The 20,332-nt window shown below is 59.3% G+C and carries 17 protein-coding genes; 10 read left to right on the forward strand and 7 right to left on the reverse strand.

From position 1 onward, the window contains the following. Window positions 1-21 precede the first annotated feature (21 nt). The 5 genes from PA27867_RS02440 to PA27867_RS02455 all read left to right on the forward strand — a co-directional run bounded on the left by PA27867_RS02440 (window position 22) and on the right by PA27867_RS02455 (window position 6,969). The gene (locus PA27867_RS02440) at window positions 22-1,461 is read left to right on the forward strand and encodes a polysaccharide biosynthesis tyrosine autokinase (protein WP_066592723.1); all 1,440 of its coding nucleotides are present in this window, start codon (window positions 22-24) and stop codon (window positions 1,459-1,461) included. 2 nt (window positions 1,462-1,463) lie between these two features. Then, window positions 1,464-2,087 carry a hypothetical protein gene (locus PA27867_RS21365; RefSeq protein ID WP_084020574.1) on the forward strand — a complete coding sequence of 208 codons (624 nt, stop codon included), beginning with the start codon at window positions 1,464-1,466 and terminating at the stop codon, window positions 2,085-2,087. Window positions 2,088-2,414: 327 nt separating this feature from the next. Beyond that, a complete protein-coding gene (locus tag PA27867_RS02445) occupies window positions 2,415-3,899 on the forward strand; it encodes a sugar transferase (RefSeq protein WP_084021349.1) in 1,485 nt (494 codons plus the stop codon). An 11-nt stretch (window positions 3,900-3,910) separates the two neighbouring features. After that, entirely contained in the window at window positions 3,911-6,010 is a 2,100-nt protein-coding gene (locus PA27867_RS02450; protein ID WP_167550814.1) for an acyltransferase family protein, read from the forward strand. A gap of 197 nt (window positions 6,011-6,207) precedes the next feature. Further along, window positions 6,208-6,969 carry an IS3 family transposase gene (locus PA27867_RS02455; protein ID WP_066598860.1) on the forward strand — a complete coding sequence of 254 codons (762 nt, stop codon included), beginning with the start codon at window positions 6,208-6,210 and terminating at the stop codon, window positions 6,967-6,969. A 262-nt stretch (window positions 6,970-7,231) separates the two neighbouring features. On the opposite strand, the gene PA27867_RS20120 is transcribed toward PA27867_RS02455, so the two are convergent. From PA27867_RS20120 to PA27867_RS20145, 7 genes are all read right to left on the reverse strand, one after another. After that, window positions 7,232-7,810 (reverse strand): serine O-acetyltransferase, encoded by a 579-nt coding sequence (locus tag PA27867_RS20120; RefSeq protein WP_084020576.1) that lies wholly within the window; start codon window positions 7,808-7,810, stop codon window positions 7,232-7,234. 45 nt (window positions 7,811-7,855) lie between these two features. Then, complete coding sequence (locus PA27867_RS20125; protein ID WP_084020577.1) at window positions 7,856-8,623, reverse strand: glycosyltransferase; 768 nt, start codon at window positions 8,621-8,623, stop codon at window positions 7,856-7,858. After that, window positions 8,620-9,120 carry a serine acetyltransferase gene (locus PA27867_RS21370; RefSeq protein ID WP_157109088.1) on the reverse strand — a complete coding sequence of 167 codons (501 nt, stop codon included), beginning with the start codon at window positions 9,118-9,120 and terminating at the stop codon, window positions 8,620-8,622. The genes PA27867_RS20125 and PA27867_RS21370 overlap by 4 nt, the downstream gene beginning before the upstream one ends. A gap of 50 nt (window positions 9,121-9,170) precedes the next feature. Then, window positions 9,171-10,532: a hypothetical protein gene (locus PA27867_RS02465; protein WP_157109089.1), complete on the reverse strand. Its 1,362-nt coding sequence runs from the start codon at window positions 10,530-10,532 to the stop codon at window positions 9,171-9,173. Window positions 10,533-10,651: 119 nt separating this feature from the next. Next, entirely contained in the window at window positions 10,652-11,848 is a 1,197-nt protein-coding gene (locus tag PA27867_RS21345) for a glycosyltransferase (protein WP_084020580.1), read from the reverse strand. Further along, window positions 11,845-12,735 (reverse strand): glycosyltransferase family 2 protein, encoded by an 891-nt coding sequence (locus tag PA27867_RS21375; protein WP_167550816.1) that lies wholly within the window; start codon window positions 12,733-12,735, stop codon window positions 11,845-11,847. The genes PA27867_RS21345 and PA27867_RS21375 overlap by 4 nt, the downstream gene beginning before the upstream one ends. Before the next feature lie 84 nt (window positions 12,736-12,819). Continuing rightward, complete coding sequence (locus tag PA27867_RS20145; RefSeq protein WP_084020584.1) at window positions 12,820-13,959, reverse strand: glycosyltransferase; 1,140 nt, start codon at window positions 13,957-13,959, stop codon at window positions 12,820-12,822. 390 nt (window positions 13,960-14,349) lie between these two features. On the opposite strand from PA27867_RS20145, the gene PA27867_RS21165 reads away from it, so the two are divergent. The 5 genes from PA27867_RS21165 (at window position 14,350) to PA27867_RS02490 (ending at window position 20,330) form a co-directional block, all read left to right on the forward strand. Then, window positions 14,350-14,688, forward strand: coding sequence for a hypothetical protein (locus tag PA27867_RS21165; protein ID WP_236900805.1), 339 nt, complete (start codon window positions 14,350-14,352; stop codon window positions 14,686-14,688). Window positions 14,689-15,081: 393 nt separating this feature from the next. Next, window positions 15,082-16,368, forward strand: coding sequence for a glycosyltransferase family 4 protein (locus PA27867_RS02475; RefSeq protein WP_236900806.1), 1,287 nt, complete (start codon window positions 15,082-15,084; stop codon window positions 16,366-16,368). Between the two features lie 132 nt (window positions 16,369-16,500). After that, on the forward strand, window positions 16,501-17,532 hold the full coding sequence (gene gmd, locus PA27867_RS02480) for a GDP-mannose 4,6-dehydratase (RefSeq protein WP_066592744.1): 1,032 nt from the start codon (window positions 16,501-16,503) through the stop codon (window positions 17,530-17,532). A 2-nt stretch (window positions 17,533-17,534) separates the two neighbouring features. Continuing rightward, entirely contained in the window at window positions 17,535-18,524 is a 990-nt protein-coding gene (locus tag PA27867_RS02485; protein ID WP_066592749.1) for a GDP-L-fucose synthase family protein, read from the forward strand. 84 nt (window positions 18,525-18,608) lie between these two features. After that, entirely contained in the window at window positions 18,609-20,330 is a 1,722-nt protein-coding gene (locus PA27867_RS02490) for a DUF4012 domain-containing protein (protein WP_167550817.1), read from the forward strand. Window positions 20,331-20,332: the final 2 nt, after the last annotated feature.

A 20,332-nucleotide genomic window follows, 5' to 3' on the forward strand; every position in this document is an offset into this window, starting at 1 on the left:
ACCTCAAAGAAAGGCCGCTGAGTGGAACTTCGCGACTATATTCGGATCCTGCGCAAGAGCTGGGTGCTCATTGTCCTCTTCACGTTGGTGGGCGCAGGACTCGCCGCGGCCTATTCGCTTACGCTGACGCCCAAGTACAGTGCCACGGCGAAGGTGTTCGTGTCCACGCAGGGAACCGGGACGACGAGTGAACTTCAGCAGGGCAGCACCTTCACCATTCAAAGAGTGAAGACTTATTCGAGCCTTGTAGCGACTCCAATTGTGCTTCTTCCAGTAATAGCGAAGCTCGAACTCGGAATCACTAGCGACCAGTTGGCCAGCCGCATAACCGCATCTGCACCACTCGACACGTCGATCATCGACATCACTGTGACCGATGAGGACCCCGTCCGCGCCGCTAAGACGGCCAACTCCATCTCGCAAAGCCTTACCGCCGTTGTAGAGGAGATCGAAGCGCCGGCCGCCGTCGACGCCATTTCTCCGGTGAAGCTCACTCGTGCCCAGGAGGCCACGGTCCCGTCAAAGCCAGTTAGTCCGAACGTCCCGCTGAATATCGTGCTGGGCACGCTGGTGGGCCTTGCACTGGGCGTCGGACTAGCCGTCCTCCGGGAGACACTCGAGACCCGTGTCCGCAATGAGCACGACGTCGAAGGAGTGACGCAGGTGCCCATCCTCGGTGGGATCGTATTCGACCCCCGCGCACGCGACCGGCCATTGATCGTTCACGTCGACCCTCGCAGCCCCCGCGCCGAGTCCTTCCGTACACTGCGAACGAACCTTCAGTTCCTTGACGTTGGCCGAACCGACCGCAGCTTCGTGGTCACCTCATCCATTGAGAGCGAAGGAAAGAGCACAACGGGAGCGAACCTCGCCATTGCCCTGGCGGATGCCGGTTCGCGGGTATTGCTGATTGACGCGGACTTGCGGCGCCCGAAAGTCGCCGAGTACATGGGCGTGGAAGGCGCGGTTGGTCTCACCGACTTGCTCATCGGCCGCGCCGAATTGGACGACCTCATCCAACCATGGGGAAAGGCCCAGCTGTTTGTTCTTCCTGCAGGGCAAATCCCGCCGAATCCGAGTGAGTTGCTCGGTTCCGCGAGAATGAGCCATTTCATCGGCGAGTTCAACCGGATGTTCGACGTGGTCATATATGACACGCCCCCTCTTCTGCCCGTCACCGACGCAGCAATCTTGGCCAAGAACGTCGGTGGCGCAATTATCGTAGTGGCAGCGGGGCGTACTCACAAGAATCAGCTAAAGGGTGCCATCAGCGCTCTCGACAACGTGGGTGCCCCGATTTCCGGCCTCGTGCTCACCATGCTTCCCACCAAGGGGCCTGACGCCTACGGGTATGGACGCTATGGGTACGGCTACGGGTATGGCGACGACGTTGTGGCCATCTCCAGTACGGAATCGGCTCCGAGACGCGTACGGGCCAAGAAGGCTAAGGTCCGGCGCTGAGTATGAACCTGCCTCTGGGCGAGCGGCCCTTCAATGTGCTGACTGTGTGTACTGGCAACATCTGTCGCTCTCCAATCGCTGAGGATCTACTCCGTTCGCGTTTGCACGCGCTTGGAATGCCGTGCAATGTGCACAGCGCCGGAAGTGGCGCCTTGGTCGGCCGCGGAATGACCCCCGAGGCGATGAAGGTCGCTCACCGGTACGGTGGCGCCGGTGAGAATCACGAGGCGCGTCAGCTCACACAAGAACTTGCGGCGTCGGCAGATTTGATTCTTACTGCCACTAGAGAACACCGCGGTGCGGTCGTTGGGTTCCATCCACGCGCGGCGAGATATTGCTTCACGCTGAATCAATTCGCGCGGCTTGTGGATCCAGTTCTCGAAAGTGGGTTTCTTCAATCCGCTGCTCTCGAGAACAGCGAGGGCGAATCAGGGCGACTTCGCTCGTTCGTAGCCGAAGTTGCAGCCACCCGCGGGTATTTCCCCCCGCCGGAGAACCTCATGGACGATGACATCGAAGACCCTTACCGCCAGCCGTGGGAGGTGTATGAACGTGTGGGGGCTCGCGTGGATGCAGGTGTAGGCACAGTTGTACGAGCATTCGCGATCGTATCGGGCCGCAAATAACTGGGAGGCCCCGCGTTGCGTTGAGTGACACCCGAATGAGCTTGCGATTAAAGTCCAAGTTAATCTAGACGTAACCCAATTGGGGTACGTTATATCGACGGTCAGTCTTCCAGATTTCGAGGGAGTGCAGCTGATCGCCCTGCTCGGTAGAAGCGTCTACGCCTCGATCAGTGGGTTGTCTCCAGGTCACGGACCATCGGAGACCGTTGCCTGGCGCTGTCGCCATGTCCGAAGCCGTCGGCGCCCTACGGGACTGGCGGCGACGAGGTGATTCGATCGCCGAACGAGGACGAATTTTGGTTCCATTTTGGTGTGACGTGGGGGAACATGAGCAAGACAGGTTTGTCAGCTGGGCGGCCGGATATCGCCAGACCCATCCTGCACCGAGACTGGCGCGACACGTACGCTGCCCGCTTGATAGTGACCGACGTGCTGGTGCTGATCTGGGTCGTGTTCGGCGTGCAGATCGCCTGGTTTGGACTGGCTGCGTCCGACATCCAGTTCAGAGGGCGACTCAACGAGGTCGCTGTGAGCTACACGATCTTCTCAGTCACCCTTATCGCAGCGTGGACTCTCATGTTGGGTATCTACGGAAGTAGGGGCTACCGAGTGCTCGGCACCGGGCCGCAGGAGTACAAGCAAGTCGCAGATGGCACCGTGAGACTTTTTGGCCTTGTCGCCATCGTTGCCTTTCTGTTTCATGTCGATATTGCGAGAGGCTATATCCTCATCGCATTTCCTCTCGGGCTCGGCGTTCTGATCCTCTCGAGATGGATGTGGAGGCAGTGGCTGAGTGTGCAACGCCTTGACGGGCGGTTTTCGTCTCGCGTCCTGTTGGTCGGCTCCGAGGCATCGGCAACGCACCTTGCCCGCGAGCTTGCGCGTCAACCGTCGGCGGGATATCTCGTGGTGGGCGCTTGCATACCGAGTGGGCTCGTCGCTGACTACCTACCGGGAACCGAGATTCCGGTGTTCAGCAATGTTGAGAAGTTACAGGCCGCCATGGCTGCCGTCCAGGCCGACACTGTCGTAGTCACCAGTAGTGACGAACTCGCGCCGCATAGGATGCGCGAATTGAGCTGGAGCCTGGAACCAGGTCGCCAACACCTCGTTGTGGCTCCAAGTTTGACTGACATCGGCGGCCCACGCATTCATACTCGGCCGGTGGCCGGCCTGCCTCTCATCCACGTCGAGACTCCACGCTATGAGGGCATGAAGCTCTACACGAAGCGAGGTTTCGACTTGCTCGGTAGCGCTGCCTTAATCCTGTGTCTGTCGCCGTTTCTGGGCATCATCGCGATCGCGATCCGGCTAAGCACCCCTGGCACCGTGCTCTTTCGGCAGGATCGTATCGGTATCAATGGGCGTCACTTCAACATGCTCAAGTTCCGTTCCATGGTCACAGACGCCGAGGCCCGCTTGCCCGGATTACAGGCCCTTTCGGAGGGCAATGCCGTCATGTTCAAGATGAAGGACGACCCAAGAATTACTCCCATCGGGAGATTCTTGCGGCGGTTCAGCCTGGACGAATTGCCCCAGCTCTTCAACGTTTTTGGCGGTACGATGTCGTTGGTTGGCCCGAGGCCACCCCTTGAACGAGAAGTATCGGAGTACGAAAACCACGTGCACCGCCGATTCTTGGTCAAGCCAGGTATCACTGGGCTCTGGCAGGTAAGTGGGCGCTCCAACCTGTCGTGGGAAGACACCGTCCGCCTAGACCTCTACTACGTGGAGAACTGGTCGATGACCGGGGACATCACAATCCTGTGGCGCACTGCGAAGGCCGTAGTTGCCCGGGATGGAGCGTATTAGGTATGGGGATCATGAGCATCCAGTCGATACAGGGTGCGTCCGCGCCGCTCCGACCACGTCGTTTCGCCCCTAAGACAGGTGGAGATTCCAAGTTTCGGCCTGAGATTCAAGCGCTCCGCGCGCTGGCCGTGACTGCTGTACTTCTTTACCATCTGTGGCCCAAGACATTTTCGGGCGGCTATATCGGTGTCGACGTGTTCCTCGTGATTTCCGGGTACCTCATTTCTGCGCATATACAGCGCGAGATCCAGAGCACGGGCACATTCCGGTTTCGGCGCTTCTACATGCGTCGAGTTCGTCGCCTGCTGCCTGCGGCACTTCTAGTCCTTGCCGTGGTCGCCGTGGTCACCATACTTCTCATTCCGATGACGTACTGGAAAGACTGGCTCGGGCAAGTAGTTTCGAGCCTCTTCTACGTCGAGAACTGGTACCTGGCCCTGAGTTCCACTGATTACTTGGCTGCATCCGCTAACGCGAGTCCGGTCCAGCATTTCTGGTCCCTAAGCCTGGAAGAGCAGTTCTACCTGCTCTGGCCCATTTGGCTAGTTTTCGGCCTATGGGCTCTTTCGAAGACCGGCCTCAGTCGAAGGAATCAACCTATCTGGACGATCGGCATCGCCCTCATCGCTTCGCTCGGGTACTCGATCTGGTTCACGAACGTCAGCGCCGCTGAGGCATACTTCGTAACCCCTACGAGGATCTGGGAATTTGCCGCCGGGGGCATCGCCGCTGCCATCGGGCTTCGGATCCGAAACCGGTTCGTGGCAGGGCTCGCAAGCTGGTGCGGGCTGGCCGTGATTGCAGCGTGCGTCATCACGCTCTCAGGGGCCACGCCATTTCCAGGCTGGATCGCACTCATCCCGGTTGCATCTACTCTGCTCGTTATTGCAGCGGGCGTGCCCGCGCAATGGTGGTCCACCCAGTGGCTCATCCGATTCCGTATCACCCAGTGGCTTGGGGCCATTTCCTACTCGCTGTATCTCTGGCATTGGCCGCTGATCGTGATCATTCCTGTGATTGCCGGAAGTCCACTTACCGGACCGCAACGACTCGGATTGATCGCTCTCTCAGCGGCAGCAGGCTGGGCATCCAAGCGATACGTCGAGGATCGATTCAGGCAGACGCCGAATTTCGCTGCCGGTGCAAAACCGGTCCGTCGAGCTCTTGTCGGCCTTCGAGTCGCGCTGATCGGCAGCATCGCTGTCGCGGCCGTCGCGCTACCCGGACTAGCCGCAACGACCCAGCGATCATCTGAGGCCGAGATAGCCCTGGCCGACGCTCAGGCGTCGGACTTCTTGTGCCTTGGCTGGAACGCAGCGCAGCCAGGATGCGCCCCCGCCGCGAACACTTCATCCGTAATTCCAGACCCGATCATCGCCCAACGAGACGTTGCGACGGTCGACTGTGCGCAGCGAGGTGCGCGTACGAAGCTGCTCACATGTGAGTTCGGATCGAAGGGTGACAATGCGGTTTCGGTTGTACTCGCTGGTGACTCGCACGCTGGCCAGTGGCTCCCAGCCCTCGAGAATATTGCTTTAGCCCGAAACTGGAAAATCACAACCCTGTTGAAGACCGGATGCCGTCTCACTCAGGCACCGGCAGGAACGTTGGCAGTAGACGCCAACTGCGCTCTCTGGAACCAGTCAGCTCAAGATTGGATCATGTCTCATACCCCCGATCTCGTATTCGTGTCCGGCCGTTCGAGCTCAGCGGACGGCATCCCAACGGCTGAGGTTGACCTGCGGGCACAGGCCAACGGAATCGCCAACGCCTGGCGGTCCGTCACGGCCAACGGGTCGTCCCTGATCGCTCTCGCGGAAACCCCCCAGCCAGTAGTTGGAGGCCTGACAGACCCCGGCGCTTGCGTGCTCGCGCATGACCAATCTCAATGCACTTTCCGAGAAGGCCTCGAGACATCTGATCCGCAACCGCTCGCAGCCGAGATGGTTCCTGGTGTTTCTCTCATCGATCTCAGCGACGAATTCTGCATCGATGGATACTGCCCTGCAGTGGTGGGTTCGATCCTTGTTTACGCAGACAATAACCACACGACGGCGAGTTTCATGCAGACCCTTACAGTGCCCCTTGGCCGCGCTCTGACTGATTTCTAGACAGACGTAACGCAAAAAAACTGCCCCCACGAGAACTGGACATAGCCAGAACTTCGAGGGGGCAACTCAGATAAATGATCAAGACGAAATGGACGCGTAATCTGACCTCCTATATGCCAAGCCTCTTGGGGTAGTAAGAACGGTTCTGCGGTGGGCAAATCGTGGTGGCGTGGGCCGCCTCATCACGGGCCCCGCTGATGAGACATCGGGCCGCCCACCACGGCCGATCCCGCATGGCCCGCTTTCTCGAGGTGTTCCGGTCGGGCCGTTGCGCCCGGGCCGGCCGGGCCCCGTCGCTGCCGTCGCTTCGACGGGTACACGTCGAGCAGAAAGTCGCGTTCTTCCACGGCGATTCCGACGAGGTCTACGGTGCCCCCAGAATCCTCGCCGATCTCCGCGCGGACGGGGAGATCGTCTCTCGCAAAACTGTCGCCACGACCATGCGCCGACTGGAATTGGCGAGGATCTGTCCGAAGAAATCGAAGACAACCACGATCATCGACCACGCTGACGCGTACCCGGTCGACGCCGTGAAACGCGAGTGGGATACCGGGGCTCTGGACCAGGTCTGGGTGGGCGATGTCACCTACCTGAGGGCCTGGGAGGGGGGGGGGGGGTATTTGGCGACCGTCATCGACGCCCACAGCCGCCGCGTCATCGGCGGGGCCATCGCCGACAACATGCGCACCGACCTCATCGAGGACGCGCTCAGAATGGCCCTGGTGCTCCGCGGGGACCGCCCGGCGACGGTAATCTTCCACTCCCACCGGGGCACCCAGTACGCGTCGGAACAGATCACCCTCTTCGCGGCCCAGAACGGCATCACCTGGTCGATGGGATACATCGGGATCTGCTGGGACAACGCCATGGCCGAGAGCTTCTTCGCGACCCTGAAAACCGAGTTCTACTACCGCCGGGTGTGGCCCGCCCGGCGCCCGCGCGATCCAAGGCGTCGCTGAGTGGATCGAGGACCGCTACAACCGCCGCCGACGCCACTCCTCGATCGGGCACGTCACCCCAGTGGACTTCGAGATGCAATACTCGTCACAGGCCGCAGAGATCCAACTCGCCGCTCAACCCGTGTCCACTTCCCGGGGTCAAGGCTCGATCGCCCTCGCGCAGGGCATGTCACGCAAAAGTGTGCTGGCGGTGTTCGATGCCGCCGAGAAGGCCAGTATCGGAAACGACTGTCATGCTGGCCGCAGCGAGGCCGAGGTATATTCACCCGGCCGCAGTATTTGACCAGCCTTTGGTCAGGAGCGTTTCAGTTGTCTTTGCGCTGATCTGTCTTGCAGGCACACCCGCTAAAGTACCGTGGCCTTCAGGGAAGCTCTTGGTTACAACGGCGTTCGCCCCAATTGCTGTTTCTGGGCCTATCTCGATAGGGCCGAAGATTTTGACTCCTGGGCCGATGTAGCAGTTATCCCCAATAACCGGGCACGCATCGGCGAATCCCGCGCTCGTGCCAATGTTCACACCGACATGAATTCGGCAGTTGGCACCGATTCGAGTGTGGCTGTTGATGACGATGGTTCCGTAGTGTGCGATGGCCAAGCCCGGGCCGAATACGTTAACGGGAATAGAGAAGCCAAGCCGAATCGATTGACGTCGAAAAATCCAACGCGCGAGCATCAGCTGCGGCTTAGGGGCTCCAGTGTTAGTCAAGTACTCGACTAGTCGTAGTGAACGCTGGAAGCGGAAGACATCGTCTCGAAGTCGTGTGCGCAGCGTTGGCCTCCTGCCAAGAGAGCGGGCGTCCGCGGCAAGAAACTCTAAATAGTCCTGCTTTGTTTTGATCATGTTTCGATTCCCAAGGCTCGATTGGTCAATTTGTTGAGGTGTCATTTACTGAGCAAGTCTTTGGGTTACACGGCGCTGGATGGATGCACGAACCGCGAAGGCGCTAGCAATCAAAGTATCCAAGTAGGCCGAGCGTGTCGAAACAAATCCAGCCAGTCGTCGTCCCTTGGTCATATCTCGATAGTGTTCGACGGCAGGTCGAACAGAACCTGCCCCAGAGTTGTCGAAGTTGCAGAGGAATTCGCACCAGATTTGGGGCGGAGACAATATAGCCGCTTTCAACAGGTAGTACTGATCGGCAGCCAATCCAAACTTGATGTCGTATCCGCCGATCGTGTCATGCAACGACCTAGATATAACTGCGGCTTGGTGCGAGATTGGACGCCCGCCCAAAGCGAACCTACGGAGGCTAAAGCGCACGGATCCAAAGATTCCGACGACTCGCTGCCCAGACATCACCCGGCTAAGGCCGAAACCCCATCGGGTGGTGGGCAGCCAGGAATCAACAACGGTCGAAACACTGGATTTCGAGCCAAAGCAATCGCCGGAGTGCATAAACCAAAGCAACTGGCCGGTCGAGAGTTGCGCACCTTTGTTCATCGCGTCGTAACGGCCCTTGTCGGGCTCGCTCACCCAGTGCACCGATCTAGGAAGTGTTTTGAGATACTCAGCTGTTCCATCTGTCGATCCCCCATCGACAACAATAAGTTCGATGTTTGCATAGTCCTGTTCTAGAACGCTCGACACCGTTAGTTTGAGTCCGTCAAGGTTGTTCCAAGCGATCGTAACGACTGACACTGCGGTGATTGTCATTCTTCCCTTTCCTCTATGGCCCGATTCTTAAGCACTCGGGCGGGTGAGCCTACAGCTGAATGGCCAGGTGGCACATCTATCAGGACAACGGAGTTGGCACCAATGTTCGATCCTTGCCCGATTACGATTCCACCTAGAAGGCGTGCTCCAGCGCCCACTGTGACTCCATCTTCTAGGGTTGGATACGCCGATGGGCCACGTTGGTCCAGGTATCTTTCACCGAGCGTTACTTGTTGAAGAAGGGTGCAGTTCGCGCCGATCTTGGCACCGCGACCGACGACGATTCCATTTGGATGATGGATGAGCAGGCCGGGGCCCGCCTTCGCGCCAACGACAAAATCAACGCCGGTCAGAAAGTGATTCATGCCCCTCAGACGTTCTGCGCGACCGCGCTTACCTCTCTCGAGTGCATCTGTCTGTACCCGGAACAGAATCACTGCCAGAAGCCCAGGGTTACGAGAAGCCGCGTTAAGAAAACGCAGCACGGTTGGCTTCATGGTTGGGTACAGGCGAGCTAGATCTGCGTCAGCGGCCCCGCTCAGAAATCTCAAAGGTCCTCCTTAGCCTTGTCGCGTCGACTTGAACCGTTGAGGCTGGAGGCACGTATGCGTCGTACAGCTAGGAGGAACGTGGGAAGCGCCGCGATAATCAGCACAGATGCGGTGCTTGACCAGTAGGGGGCCGCTGAACCGAGAACCGGAATCAACATGATGGTCAGCCACACGTTCACGGCCGCCATAAGGACAAGTGCCCCAGCTTGCTGAGCTAGTCCGGTGGGGCTACTAAGCAGCATTGCGGAAGGCTGATGAACAGCCATCACTACTAGGAATATACAAGCCGCAAAAAGAACATTCACATCTAGAAGATCAGTCTTTAGAACAAAACGGGAGATCCCCAGGACAACGATGGCCAGACCTCCAGCGCCGCCGAGCCCAAGACCTAAGAAGAGTGCGACGTGTCGAAGGAGGTGAGGCACACGAAGCGAACCCGCGTTGAGACTGTCTCGATATCGTGGCCAAAGGTTCTGGGCCGAAACGGTGACTAGAGCGAGCATCGGCGCAAAATACTGGGCTATGAAAGAATATTCCGCAAGTTGTGCAACGCTACCAATTTGGGCCAGCAGAAGCCGAGCCGTCTGAAATGCAACTGCCATGGACATAGAAATAATCAAAAACGGGACTGCGCTGGCGGATATACGGTAGACGAGGCCGAGCGGCCTGAACAGATGTGCGAGGGGCATTCCCAGGCGCAGTTTTGCTTTGCGATGCGAAACACAGAAGACAATCACACCGCTCGAGAAATACGTAATTGCCGGCACGACAGCGAACATGAAGGCGGGCAAGTCTGCGGCCCAGCAAACCAAAATGCCCGCAGCCTGAATAAACGGCTGCATCACACCGAGCATAGTTACAACTCGCATAAGGTGTAGGCCTTGAAGGATGCGGGCACCAATGCCAAACGGCAGCGTCAGGGCTAGTGCGGCGAGGGTTAGTGAGCTTGCCACTTGGGCGCCAAAATCGTCCGAAGCGTTTCCGAGGATTACGCCCCATGTGCCGGTGAGTAACATCACGACATCGACGCTGAGTAGAACAACCGAGACTATGAGGAGGGTATCTCTGGTTCTCCGAACTATGCGGTCGTATTCATCCTTCACAATCCTCCCCGAGCGAAGATCCGAAGTTGCATTGACTAGTCCGACTCCCAACCCGAGGTCAGCAAAGGGAAGCAAGCTGAGAAAAGACCCGATGAGTGCGTATAAGGCGTATCCGTTGAGACCGTGCTCATCGGTCAGGATCCGAATGGTGAACGAATTCACGACGAAGGCAAGTGCGAGCTGTAGGAGACGGTAACCGCTTGTCGATCCCATGTCGCGTATGGTCGAGCGTTTTGTAACTACCGCCTTCGCCACTGACCGCGCCTCGCTTTTCGCTGAACGGCCACGTGTCCGTCGCGCCCGAAACAGGCCGCCGAGCAACTTGGCTGTTTCCGGATGGACTCTACTTCGGCCAGCTGGGGGGATGGGTATAGTCACTGCTGTCGAACCGCCGTCGCGGATTCGATGACATTACGGAGGCCGGCTATCTGGCTTTCGATACTGAACTCTCGTCCGACGAGCTGCCATGCGCTATGTGCTCGTTCTCGGGACGCAAGAGGATCAGAGATTGCGGCACATAACTTGTCGGCCAGATCTCTAACGCTTCCACTCTCCGCTAGCCACGAGGTCTCCTCAGACAAGAACTCACCCACACCGCTGACCAGACATCCAACGATGGGTAATGCGGATGCGCCCGCCTCGAGAAAGGCGACCGGGAGTCCGTCGGCATCGCCGGTTGAGTCGACAACGCAAGCAAGGGCGAAAATGTTGGCAAGCCCCATCTGGATTGCGACTTCCTTGGAGGGCATAGACCCCAAGAGCTTCACCTGATGGCTCAGCCCTAGCTCGTCAATCAGTCCTTCGAGCTCTTGCCGTTGAGGGCCGTCTCCGACAATGGATAGCTCTGCATCCGGCCAGGATTTGATGACCTCGCCGAAGGCTCTGATTAATATCGCATGACCTTTCTTCGGCACTAGGCGACCCACAGAGACTATTCGTGGTGGGGATGAATTACTGTCTCTATTTGGCATTGTCTCGCCTACGGGGACCCCACATCGAACAAGATGTACTTCCTGAAACCCTCGGCTCTTGAGAAGTACTCTGTTGTATTCCGTTACCGTAGCCACGACCGCGCCTTCTAACTGGCGAGGAAGCGACGAATTGGTCTTGTATATATCCGCGGCGTGCGTCGTGACTGACCGACTTGCGCCGGTCAATAGTTGGAGGCTGCGCGCCAAGATGGCGGCACGTGATGCGAAGTGCGTGTGAAGATGACTGTGAGAGTCGATGGAGAGACTTGCATCCAGCACGATCGCCGGCGCGTACAACGTCCAGGGCAAGCCACTTCGAAGGTTTCGCAGAGCCCAGGCGATGTATCGGGCATAAGTCCGCGGACGGTCTGCGGCTAACCGGATATGCCCAGCCGCTACTCGACGGAGAGGGATGTGAGACACAACGGTCACAGCAACACCAGGGATCGGCGGAACACTACCAGCCCGACTTGCGACCACCTGCACCCGCATCCCATTCGCTTGCAGCGCGAGCAGCTCGTTTGTAACGAATGTGTGGCTGCGCACTGGGAATTCGTTCATTACATAGATCAAGTTTTGAGTTCTGGCCGCTGGAATCATCCTTGCGGCTCCAATCTGGCCGGGCGAGCAAAATGTACGGCGATAGCTTTGATGGCGCTGACAGAGGCCCAAAAGGAGGGGGATCGTCTCCCTATGCTCCGAGAAAGTATCCAGAAAACTCCGCGCCAGTCCTTTTCGGAAGCAGCGAGAGGAAGAGGGACGGTCAAGTTGAAATCTCCGATAAGAGGTCGTGGGTAAGAGGAGAGAAGCGTCTGTCCCCACTCATAACTGTCACGCCAGCGAGATTGACTTGTCATGCTGGACGACGTAGACACATCCCGGTAAGCAAGCGGGGCGGACAGAGGCACCAGCTTGGCGTTGTTTGTGGCTACTGCCCTAATTGCCCATGCCCAGTCCTGATGAATGATTATGGACGGATCAAATCTATTGGTCGCTGCAAAGGACCTAGGAGCTAAGAACGTTGACGATTGGACAGTCTGACCAGACGTCCGCGCGCGTGTCCTCCTAAAGAGGTAGTGCGCCACATCTGTAATTTCTCCGAATGGTCTCGTTGGCCAGACGACCGTAGCGGGTGTTCCATCGAAGACGCGGTATGTCGCAGTGATAGACAACCATTTGTCATCGGTTCCGAGGCCCAATGCCTCGGCTGCTTGAATTTGAAGTTCAGTCTTGCGAGGGTCCCACCAGTCGTCATCGTCCAGAAGAGCAATGAGATCGTGCTGAGCTTCGTCGATACCGGTTTGCCGGGCAAGATTTCCTCGGCCAATCGGATCGCTGCGCAGCACTCGCACACGGGGATCATCGAATCTTGGGGATGGTCCGGAGCCGTTCATGACGACCAAGACTTCTAGGTCAATCCCCGTCTGGGCAAGAGCGCTTGCAACCGCGCGCCCCAGTGTAGGCCGGTTTGTTGTGGGAATTACCACTGAACAACTTCTGAGCAAGGCGTGTCCGTTTCGATTCGTTGAGGTAGGTGGGGGGTGAAGTTCTCAACCCGTGCTCGTTTGTGCTTACGGTCGCTGATGTTTTTTTGCTGTGTTGATCGCAAAGGCGTACGCGCGACCGAGTTCCTCCCGGATTGCCGAGTCGTCAAAGAGATCGGAGCTTAGAGAGAGAGCCGCACGAGAGGCCTGTTTGTAAGCCTCTGGCTCATCTAGCAGGGCGCTGACTGCCGCTGCTATCTGCGACGGAGCTCCATCGTCGACGATCTTCCCTGCTCCGTAAAGTTCGATAACAGTTGCCAGGGCTGCGGAACGCGTGACGACAACCGGAATCCCCATAGACAACGCGAGTACCAAGACATTTCCCCACGGTTCCTGAAATGAGGGTAAGACGAACACTCCTGTGGAACTTAGCCGTCCAGCCACTTCCGACGCTGGAACGGCGCCTTCGTATGCGAGGAGCGCCGCACTGTTGAGAATCCCCTCGATGTTTTGAAGATCCCCCTGATCCGGGCCAACGATGCGATACGAGGTGAGAGATCCTGATGCTTCCGCGAGGACGGCCGCTTCGGCGAAGTCAACCAACCTTTTGCGTGGCTCAAGCCTGGCCAGGAACAGCGCTTCGTTTTCTTGAGAAGAACCAGTTTGGTTGGTAGGTGCCTCATCGATTCGTGGATTGCCGACATGGAAGCACTCGGGCATACCAGTGCCTACCCAGCGGCTTAAGGCATCAGCTTCTTGGGACGTGAGCGCGATTACGGCGCTAGCTCGCCTAAACAAAGGCCGCGTGACGGTGTCGACAATGTGGTGTAGTCGACCAGTCCTGGCAGTCAGCATGCCATGTGGCTGGAGGACGAGAGGCTTACGCATCATTAGCGCCAGCACAACAGTTGCGAGGGGGAGGAACTCCCTGCTGTAGGTCACATGGATGATCTCCGCCGCCCTGACTTCATGAAGAAGCGCGCGAACTCCGCCCACGGAACCTACCGTGGTGAATCCTGGAGCGGGAAACAAAGATTTGACCGGAAAGAGGCGATACGTCACTTGATCCCGGGGATAGTCCGGTTTGTCTCCAATGAAGAACCCTGCCGCCAGAGTCACGTCGTTGCCGTCGAGAGACAGAAGACGAGCCTGGGCGATTGACGAGTCTGAGGGGCCACCATATCGACCGCTCGCACTTACCAGCGGCACGGTTCGAAGTATCTTCATGCTTTACCTTGCATTTTGTCGCGGCTTGGAGCCGAGAATTGACCTGTGAGTCTTAGAACTTCCGTTTGGTCCATCTGGTAGATAGATTCAACTGATCCGGCATGCGCGGCACGTGTCGCAGATCGCCGCCCTAGAAAGAAACCATCAAGGAAACAGGCGAAGTTGGTCGCGGTCAAGCACTCGCGATCGGTGGTCCGGTCGTCGACGCGGCTCCGATCGTTCAAGTGAAGAAACCCGGTCTTAGACCGGAGCATCGTTCTGCGCGAAACCAGAAGCCTAGCCGAACCGTTTGCCGAGAGGGCCAGGGGTGGCGGCTGAGCCCCAAATAGTGTTAGGCGGGACTGTGCCCGACACAACAGTGCCGGGCTGTACCAGAGCTGAGGTGCCAACGTGAGCGCCGCCAAGTACGACGCAACGAGAAGTTATCCAAGCCCCGTCGCCAATCACTATGGGCCTTGTGATCAACCCCATGTCACGGCGGTGTGCATGGCTGCCAGTAGTGAGGAAGGTGTCCTGCGAAAGTACGACATCGCTGCCAACAAACATTTGGTCCTGGTTGTGAAACCAGACGCCCTCTCCGATCCAGGAGCGATCACCGATGTGCAGCTTCCAAGGAAACTTGACTCGGGTCCGCGGGCGGAAGATGACGCCATTACCGATCTCAGCGCCGAACAATCGCAAAGCACGGATACGAAGGGTCGAGCTAATCTGCCAAGCGTTGGTGACTAACAGCAGCTCTACTACTGCCCACAAGTACACCAGTGCCTTTGTCTTACCCCAAGCGGCCTTCTCCCCTGGCGCTAAAGAAAGGTTGATCACCCGTACGTCGTTTGCAGAGTGCATTTCCTTTGGTCCCATGAAGTCCTCCCTGCAATTGCACGCTCACGTCATTATTATGCCTCTGTGCCCCATTAGGGGTTCACTCTGTGGCCTGGCGTTGAGTATTTACGTGACCGAAACCCGCAATTTACTCCTGCGACTTCGCGCTGAACTGGGGGAGGGCAACTGTCGTGGTTAGGCTATGACACCACGGGGCGCTTGTCACCCGAACGGGCAAGACCAGTCCTCCTGGGGGCTCAAGCTGGTTCACTTGCTGGCTAAACGAAAGAGAGAAGCACGAATTTGACAAGTGTCGACGAGGATAACCCGCTAGCCGGTTTAGGCGGTCGTCCTTCGATCCGCGTGCTCGTAATCGGGCTGAACTTCGCGCCAGAGGTCACCGGCATTTCGCCCTACACCAGTTCTCTCGTGGGTGGCCTGGCGCAGCATGGTATGACCGTGCGCGCATTGACAGCTCATCCGCATTATCCGGAGTGGAAGATCCATGATGGCTACGGTCGATGGACCAGTTCAGAGGTCATCAACGCCGTACCGGTCACGAGGTTGCGCCATTACGTGCCCGCCAACCCGGGGGGAGTGAACCGGCTCGTGTCGGAGCTTTCCTTCGGTGTCCGCGTGTTCTTCGCTCGATGGGGCAGCCCTGATGTGATCGTGATGGTCTCGCCTGCTCTCTTCTCGACCGCTGTTGCCATGGTGCGTGCCCGGCTGAGCCCGAAACGGCCTCTGGTGAACGTATGGGTGCAGGACATTTACAGCCTCGGGATCACCGAAACGGGCATGGGTGACGGACCGGTGGCCAAACTAATCACCTGGATTGAGAAGGTCACGCTCAAGGCCGCGGCCGGGGTTGTGGTTATCCACGACAGATTCGGCCAACACCTCAGCCGCAACCTCGGCGTCCGCCCTGAGCGCATCGAGGTCGTGCGGAACTGGACGCACTTGGACGCCACGGGTGCCACCGATGTCGCGGAGACCAGGGCCCGTTATGGATGGTCCGACATTGAGACTGTGGTTCTGCACGCCGGCAACATGGGTGTGAAACAGGGCCTGGAAAACGTGGTTGACGCCGCGCGTCTCGCCGACGAGCAAGGCAGTCCTGTGCGATTCGTGCTGCTGGGAAACGGCAGCCAACGAGAGGAACTGCAGGCACTTGGGGCGGGCGTGAGCCGACTGCAGTTCGTTGGTTCGCTCGACGACACAGACTTCCAGGACGCCCTCGCTTCGGCGGACGTGCTGCTGGTGAATGAAAAGCCGGGCGTATCTGAGATGGCCGTGCCCAGCAAGCTCACTTCCTACTTCAACGCCGCGAGGCCGGTAATCGGTGCCACAGATCCCGAGGGGCTCACCGCCAGCGAGATCGACGCCGCTTCCGCCGGCCGGATCGTGCTCGCCGGTGATCCGCAGGCGCTTCTGGACTCCGCCCTTGTGCTGGGGGGTGACCCCGAACTCGCCCGCAGCCTGGGAGAGAACGGATTCCGCTACCGCTTGGAAGTGTTGAGCGAAAGAGCCGCTATCGACAAATTCGCGAGTTGGCTTCGCGCGCTGGCGAAGCCCGCCAGACGCCGTTGATGACAGACTCGGATGCCCCCCGTTTGCGTCACCGCGGCCGAATCCATATGCTCAGCCATGAAACGAAACAGCCCGGCATCGTCGACGGACGCCATGTCCGATCGCTGTTGCCCGACACCCTTGGGGGACCAATTGACTAAGCGCGCGCTTATTACCGGTATTACTGGCCAGGATGGTTCTTATTTGGCTGAGTTGTTGCTCGCTAAGGGGTACGAGGTTCATGGTTTGATTCGTCGTGCGTCGACGTTTAATACGTCGCGGATTGATCACCTGTATGTGGACCCGCATGACCCCCAGGCGAAGTTGTTCTTGCACTATGGCGACCTGTCCGACGGCTCCCGCCTGGTGACCCTGCTGGCCGAGATTCAGCCGGACGAGGTCTACAACTTGGCCGCGCAGTCACACGTGCGAGTGTCCTTCGACGAGCCCGAGCACACCGGTGACACCACCGGCATGGGTACCATCCGTCTGCTGGAAGCCGTGCGGATGTCGGGCATCACGACCCGGTTCTACCAGGCGTCTAGTTCGGAAATGTTCGGCGCGACGCCGCCGCCGCAGAACGAGGAGACCCCGTTCTACCCGCGGTCCCCGTACGGCGCCGCGAAGGTCTACTCCTACTGGGTGACGAAGAACTACCGCGAGGCGTATGACATGTTCGCCGTGAACGGGATCCTGTTCAACCACGAGTCCCCGCGCCGTGGTGAGACCTTCGTGACCCGCAAGATCACCCGCGCCGTCGCAGCGATCAAGGCGGGCACCCAGGATCACGTGTACCTGGGCAACCTGGACTCGATCCGCGACTGGGGTTACGCCGCGGAGTATGTCGAGGGCATGTGGCGGATGCTGCAGGCCGACGAACCGGATGACTTCGTCCTCGCCACCGGCGGTAACTTCACCGTGCGGGACTTCGTGGAAACGTCCTTCAGTCACGCCGGGTTGAACTGGGAAGAGCACGTCAAGTTCGACGAACGCTACCTCCGCCCCACCGAGGTCGACGCTCTCGTCGGCGATGCATCCAAGGCGCAGGACAAGCTGGGCTGGAAGGCCGAGGTCGACACCGCCGAGCTGGCCCGCATCATGGTCGACGCCGACATCGCCGCGCTCGAGCACTCGGGTCGGCCGTGGATCGACGAGGTCAAGCTGACCAGCTGGGGAACCAAGTAACCATGACGACGACCGACACTCGCGACCAGGTCGCGTTCACTCCGGCGGCTTTGGACCGGGATGCCCGGTTCTACGTCGCCGGGCACCGGGGCCTGGTTGGCTCCGCGATCTGGCGGCGCCTGGAAGCGGAAGGCTTCACCGACCTCGTCGGTCGCAGCTCCGCCGAGCTGGACCTGAAGGACCGCGACGCGGTGTTCGCCTTCTTCAAAGAGACCACACCGAAGTATGTGGTGTTGGCGGCGGCGAAGGTCGGTGGGATCCTGGCCAACAGTACCTACCCGGTGGACTTCCTCAGCGACAACCTCCGCATCCAGGTCAACGTCCTCGACGCCGCCCTGAAGTACGGGGTGGAACGGTTGTTGTTCCTGGGCTCCTCGTGTATTTACCCGCGCCTGGCCCCGCAGCCGATCCACGAGGACACCCTCCTCACCGGGCACCTCGAGCCGACCAACGACGCGTACGCGATCGCGAAGATCGCCGGGATCCTGCAGATCCAGGCGGTCCGCCGCCAGTACGGGTTGCCGTGGATCTCCGCGATGCCGACCAACCTGTACGGGCCCGGCGATAACTTCTCGCCGAAGGGCTCGCACGTGTTGCCGGCGCTGATCCGCCGCTACGACGAAGCCGCCGCGTCCGGTGCGGCCAGCGTCACGAACTGGGGCACCGGCACACCACGCCGGGAGTTCCTGCACGTGGACGATATGGCCGAAGCCTGCCTGCACCTGATGGAACACTACGACGGTCCGGAACAGGTCAACGTCGGCACCGGCAGCGACGTCACCATCAAGGACATCGCCGAGACCATCGCCCGCGTTGTCGGCTTCACCGGCACCACCGAGTGGGACACCGACAAGCCCGACGGCACCCCGCAGAAACTCCTCGACGTCAGCAAACTCGCCCAAGCCGGCTGGACCGCCAAGATCGGACTCGAAGAAGGACTGCGCAGCACCGTCCAGTGGTACCGCGAACACGCCAACAGCCTGCGCGAGTAGGTGATGGAACCCACCCCTACCTCGCGCCCGCGCGGCCGCCGGCGCGCCCGACGAGGACGAAGGAAGACCGTTGGCCTCGTCATCTTGGCCCTCGTCGTGATCGTCGTGGGACTCGTCGCGTGGGTGGGGGTGCGCGCGGGACTTGCGCGGGCTGAGCTTGAGGCTGCGATTCCCCTGGCAGGCGACATGCAACGTCAGGTAGTGGCGGGAGAAGGCGACGCGGCACGGCTCACCGGCGAAAAGCTAACCGAACGGGCCGCGTCTGCCGCCGTGCTAACCAGTGATCCTGTGTGGAGGGCGTTTGAGGTGGTCCCTGCACTTGGGCCCAACCTCGCAGTCGTTCGCCAACTGGCCGGCGCGATCAACGATCTTGCCCAAGACGGCATCGCTCCACTCGCCCAAGTTGCGGGCCAGATCTCTGTCGACGATTTTCGCCCGGTAGACGGCACTGTCGACGTTCAGCCCCTCCTGGCGGCTCAGCCCGCCGTATCGCAGGCACTGACCGCGATGCGTACCGCTCAAACGCAGGTCGCTGAAATTGATGGCGACGGCACCATCGATCAAGTCGCCGAAGCTGTCGTGCGCTTGAGCACTGCTGTTAATGCGGCCGAGCCGGCTCTCGATGCAGTCGACAAGGCAGTTCGGGTGGTGCCGAATATGTTGGGCGCCAGCGGCCCACGCAATTACCTGGTGCTCGTCCAAAACCCGGCCGAATTGCGTTCGACCGGCGGCATCATGGGAGCTGTAGCGCTGGTCCACACGGAGGCCGGATCGATTCAACTAACTCAGCAAGCCTCAGGCGCTAGTTTCCCGCGACATCCGGAGTCTGTGCTCGAGTTGCCCACCGACACCCGCAATCTGTATGGGGCGATAACCGGCCAGTACATGTTGAACGTCGGACTTACCCCAAGATTTCCGCTCTCGGCGGCCTTGGCGAAGGAGATGTGGCGGCTTCAATATGGACTCGAGGTTGACGGTGTTCTGTCCATCGACCCTGTTGCGCTCAGCTACATCCTTGCCGCGACAGGCCCTATCGCTCTGCCGTCGGGCGATTCGCTGACGTCCGACAATGCCGTAAGTCTGCTACTTACCGACGTCTATCAGCGTTTCGAGGCGCCGAAGGAACAGGATGATTTCTTTGCGGCGGCGGCGGCTTCGGTGTTCTCGGCTGTAGCAGGAGGCGACGCAGACCCTGTCGCTCTGATCGAAGCACTCGCCAAGGCGGGGGCCGAACATCGGGTCTTGGTGTGGAGCGCAGCGGACGCAGAGCAGGCGGTCCTTGACAACACCACTCTCGCCGGCGGCCTCCCAGCGAGCGATGCGGATACCGAGCGGTTCGGTCTCTATCTGAACGATGCGACCGGGGCGAAGATGGACACCTACCTGGATGTGTCAACGAGCGTGGGACAGGTGACCTGCCGAAACGACAAACGCCCAAATTTCGGAGTCGAGGTGACCCTCACCAACACGGCACATAGCGACGCCGGGAAGGCATTGCCGAAATATGTCACTGGTGGAACCCAGTTTGGCGTTTCACCGGGCAATGTGAAAACCATTGTGTCCGGGTACGCCTCACCGGAAGTGCAGAACCTGGGTTTGACTCGAGACGGCCAAGCGGCGCCGTATCTGCCCGCTAGTGATGAGGGATTCCAGGTGAGTGCACTGACCGTGGAACTTGCGCCCGGGCAGAGCACAGTGATCCGTTACAACTGGCTGGGGACCGCTCCGTTCGACGGCGACTTGGAACTGCAAATGACACCCGTAATTCACAGAAATGAAACAAAGAAACTGGATATGACCTGTTAAAG

It is taken from the genome of Cryobacterium arcticum (assembly GCF_001679725.1).
GTDB lineage: Bacteria > Actinomycetota > Actinomycetes > Actinomycetales > Microbacteriaceae > Cryobacterium > Cryobacterium arcticum_A.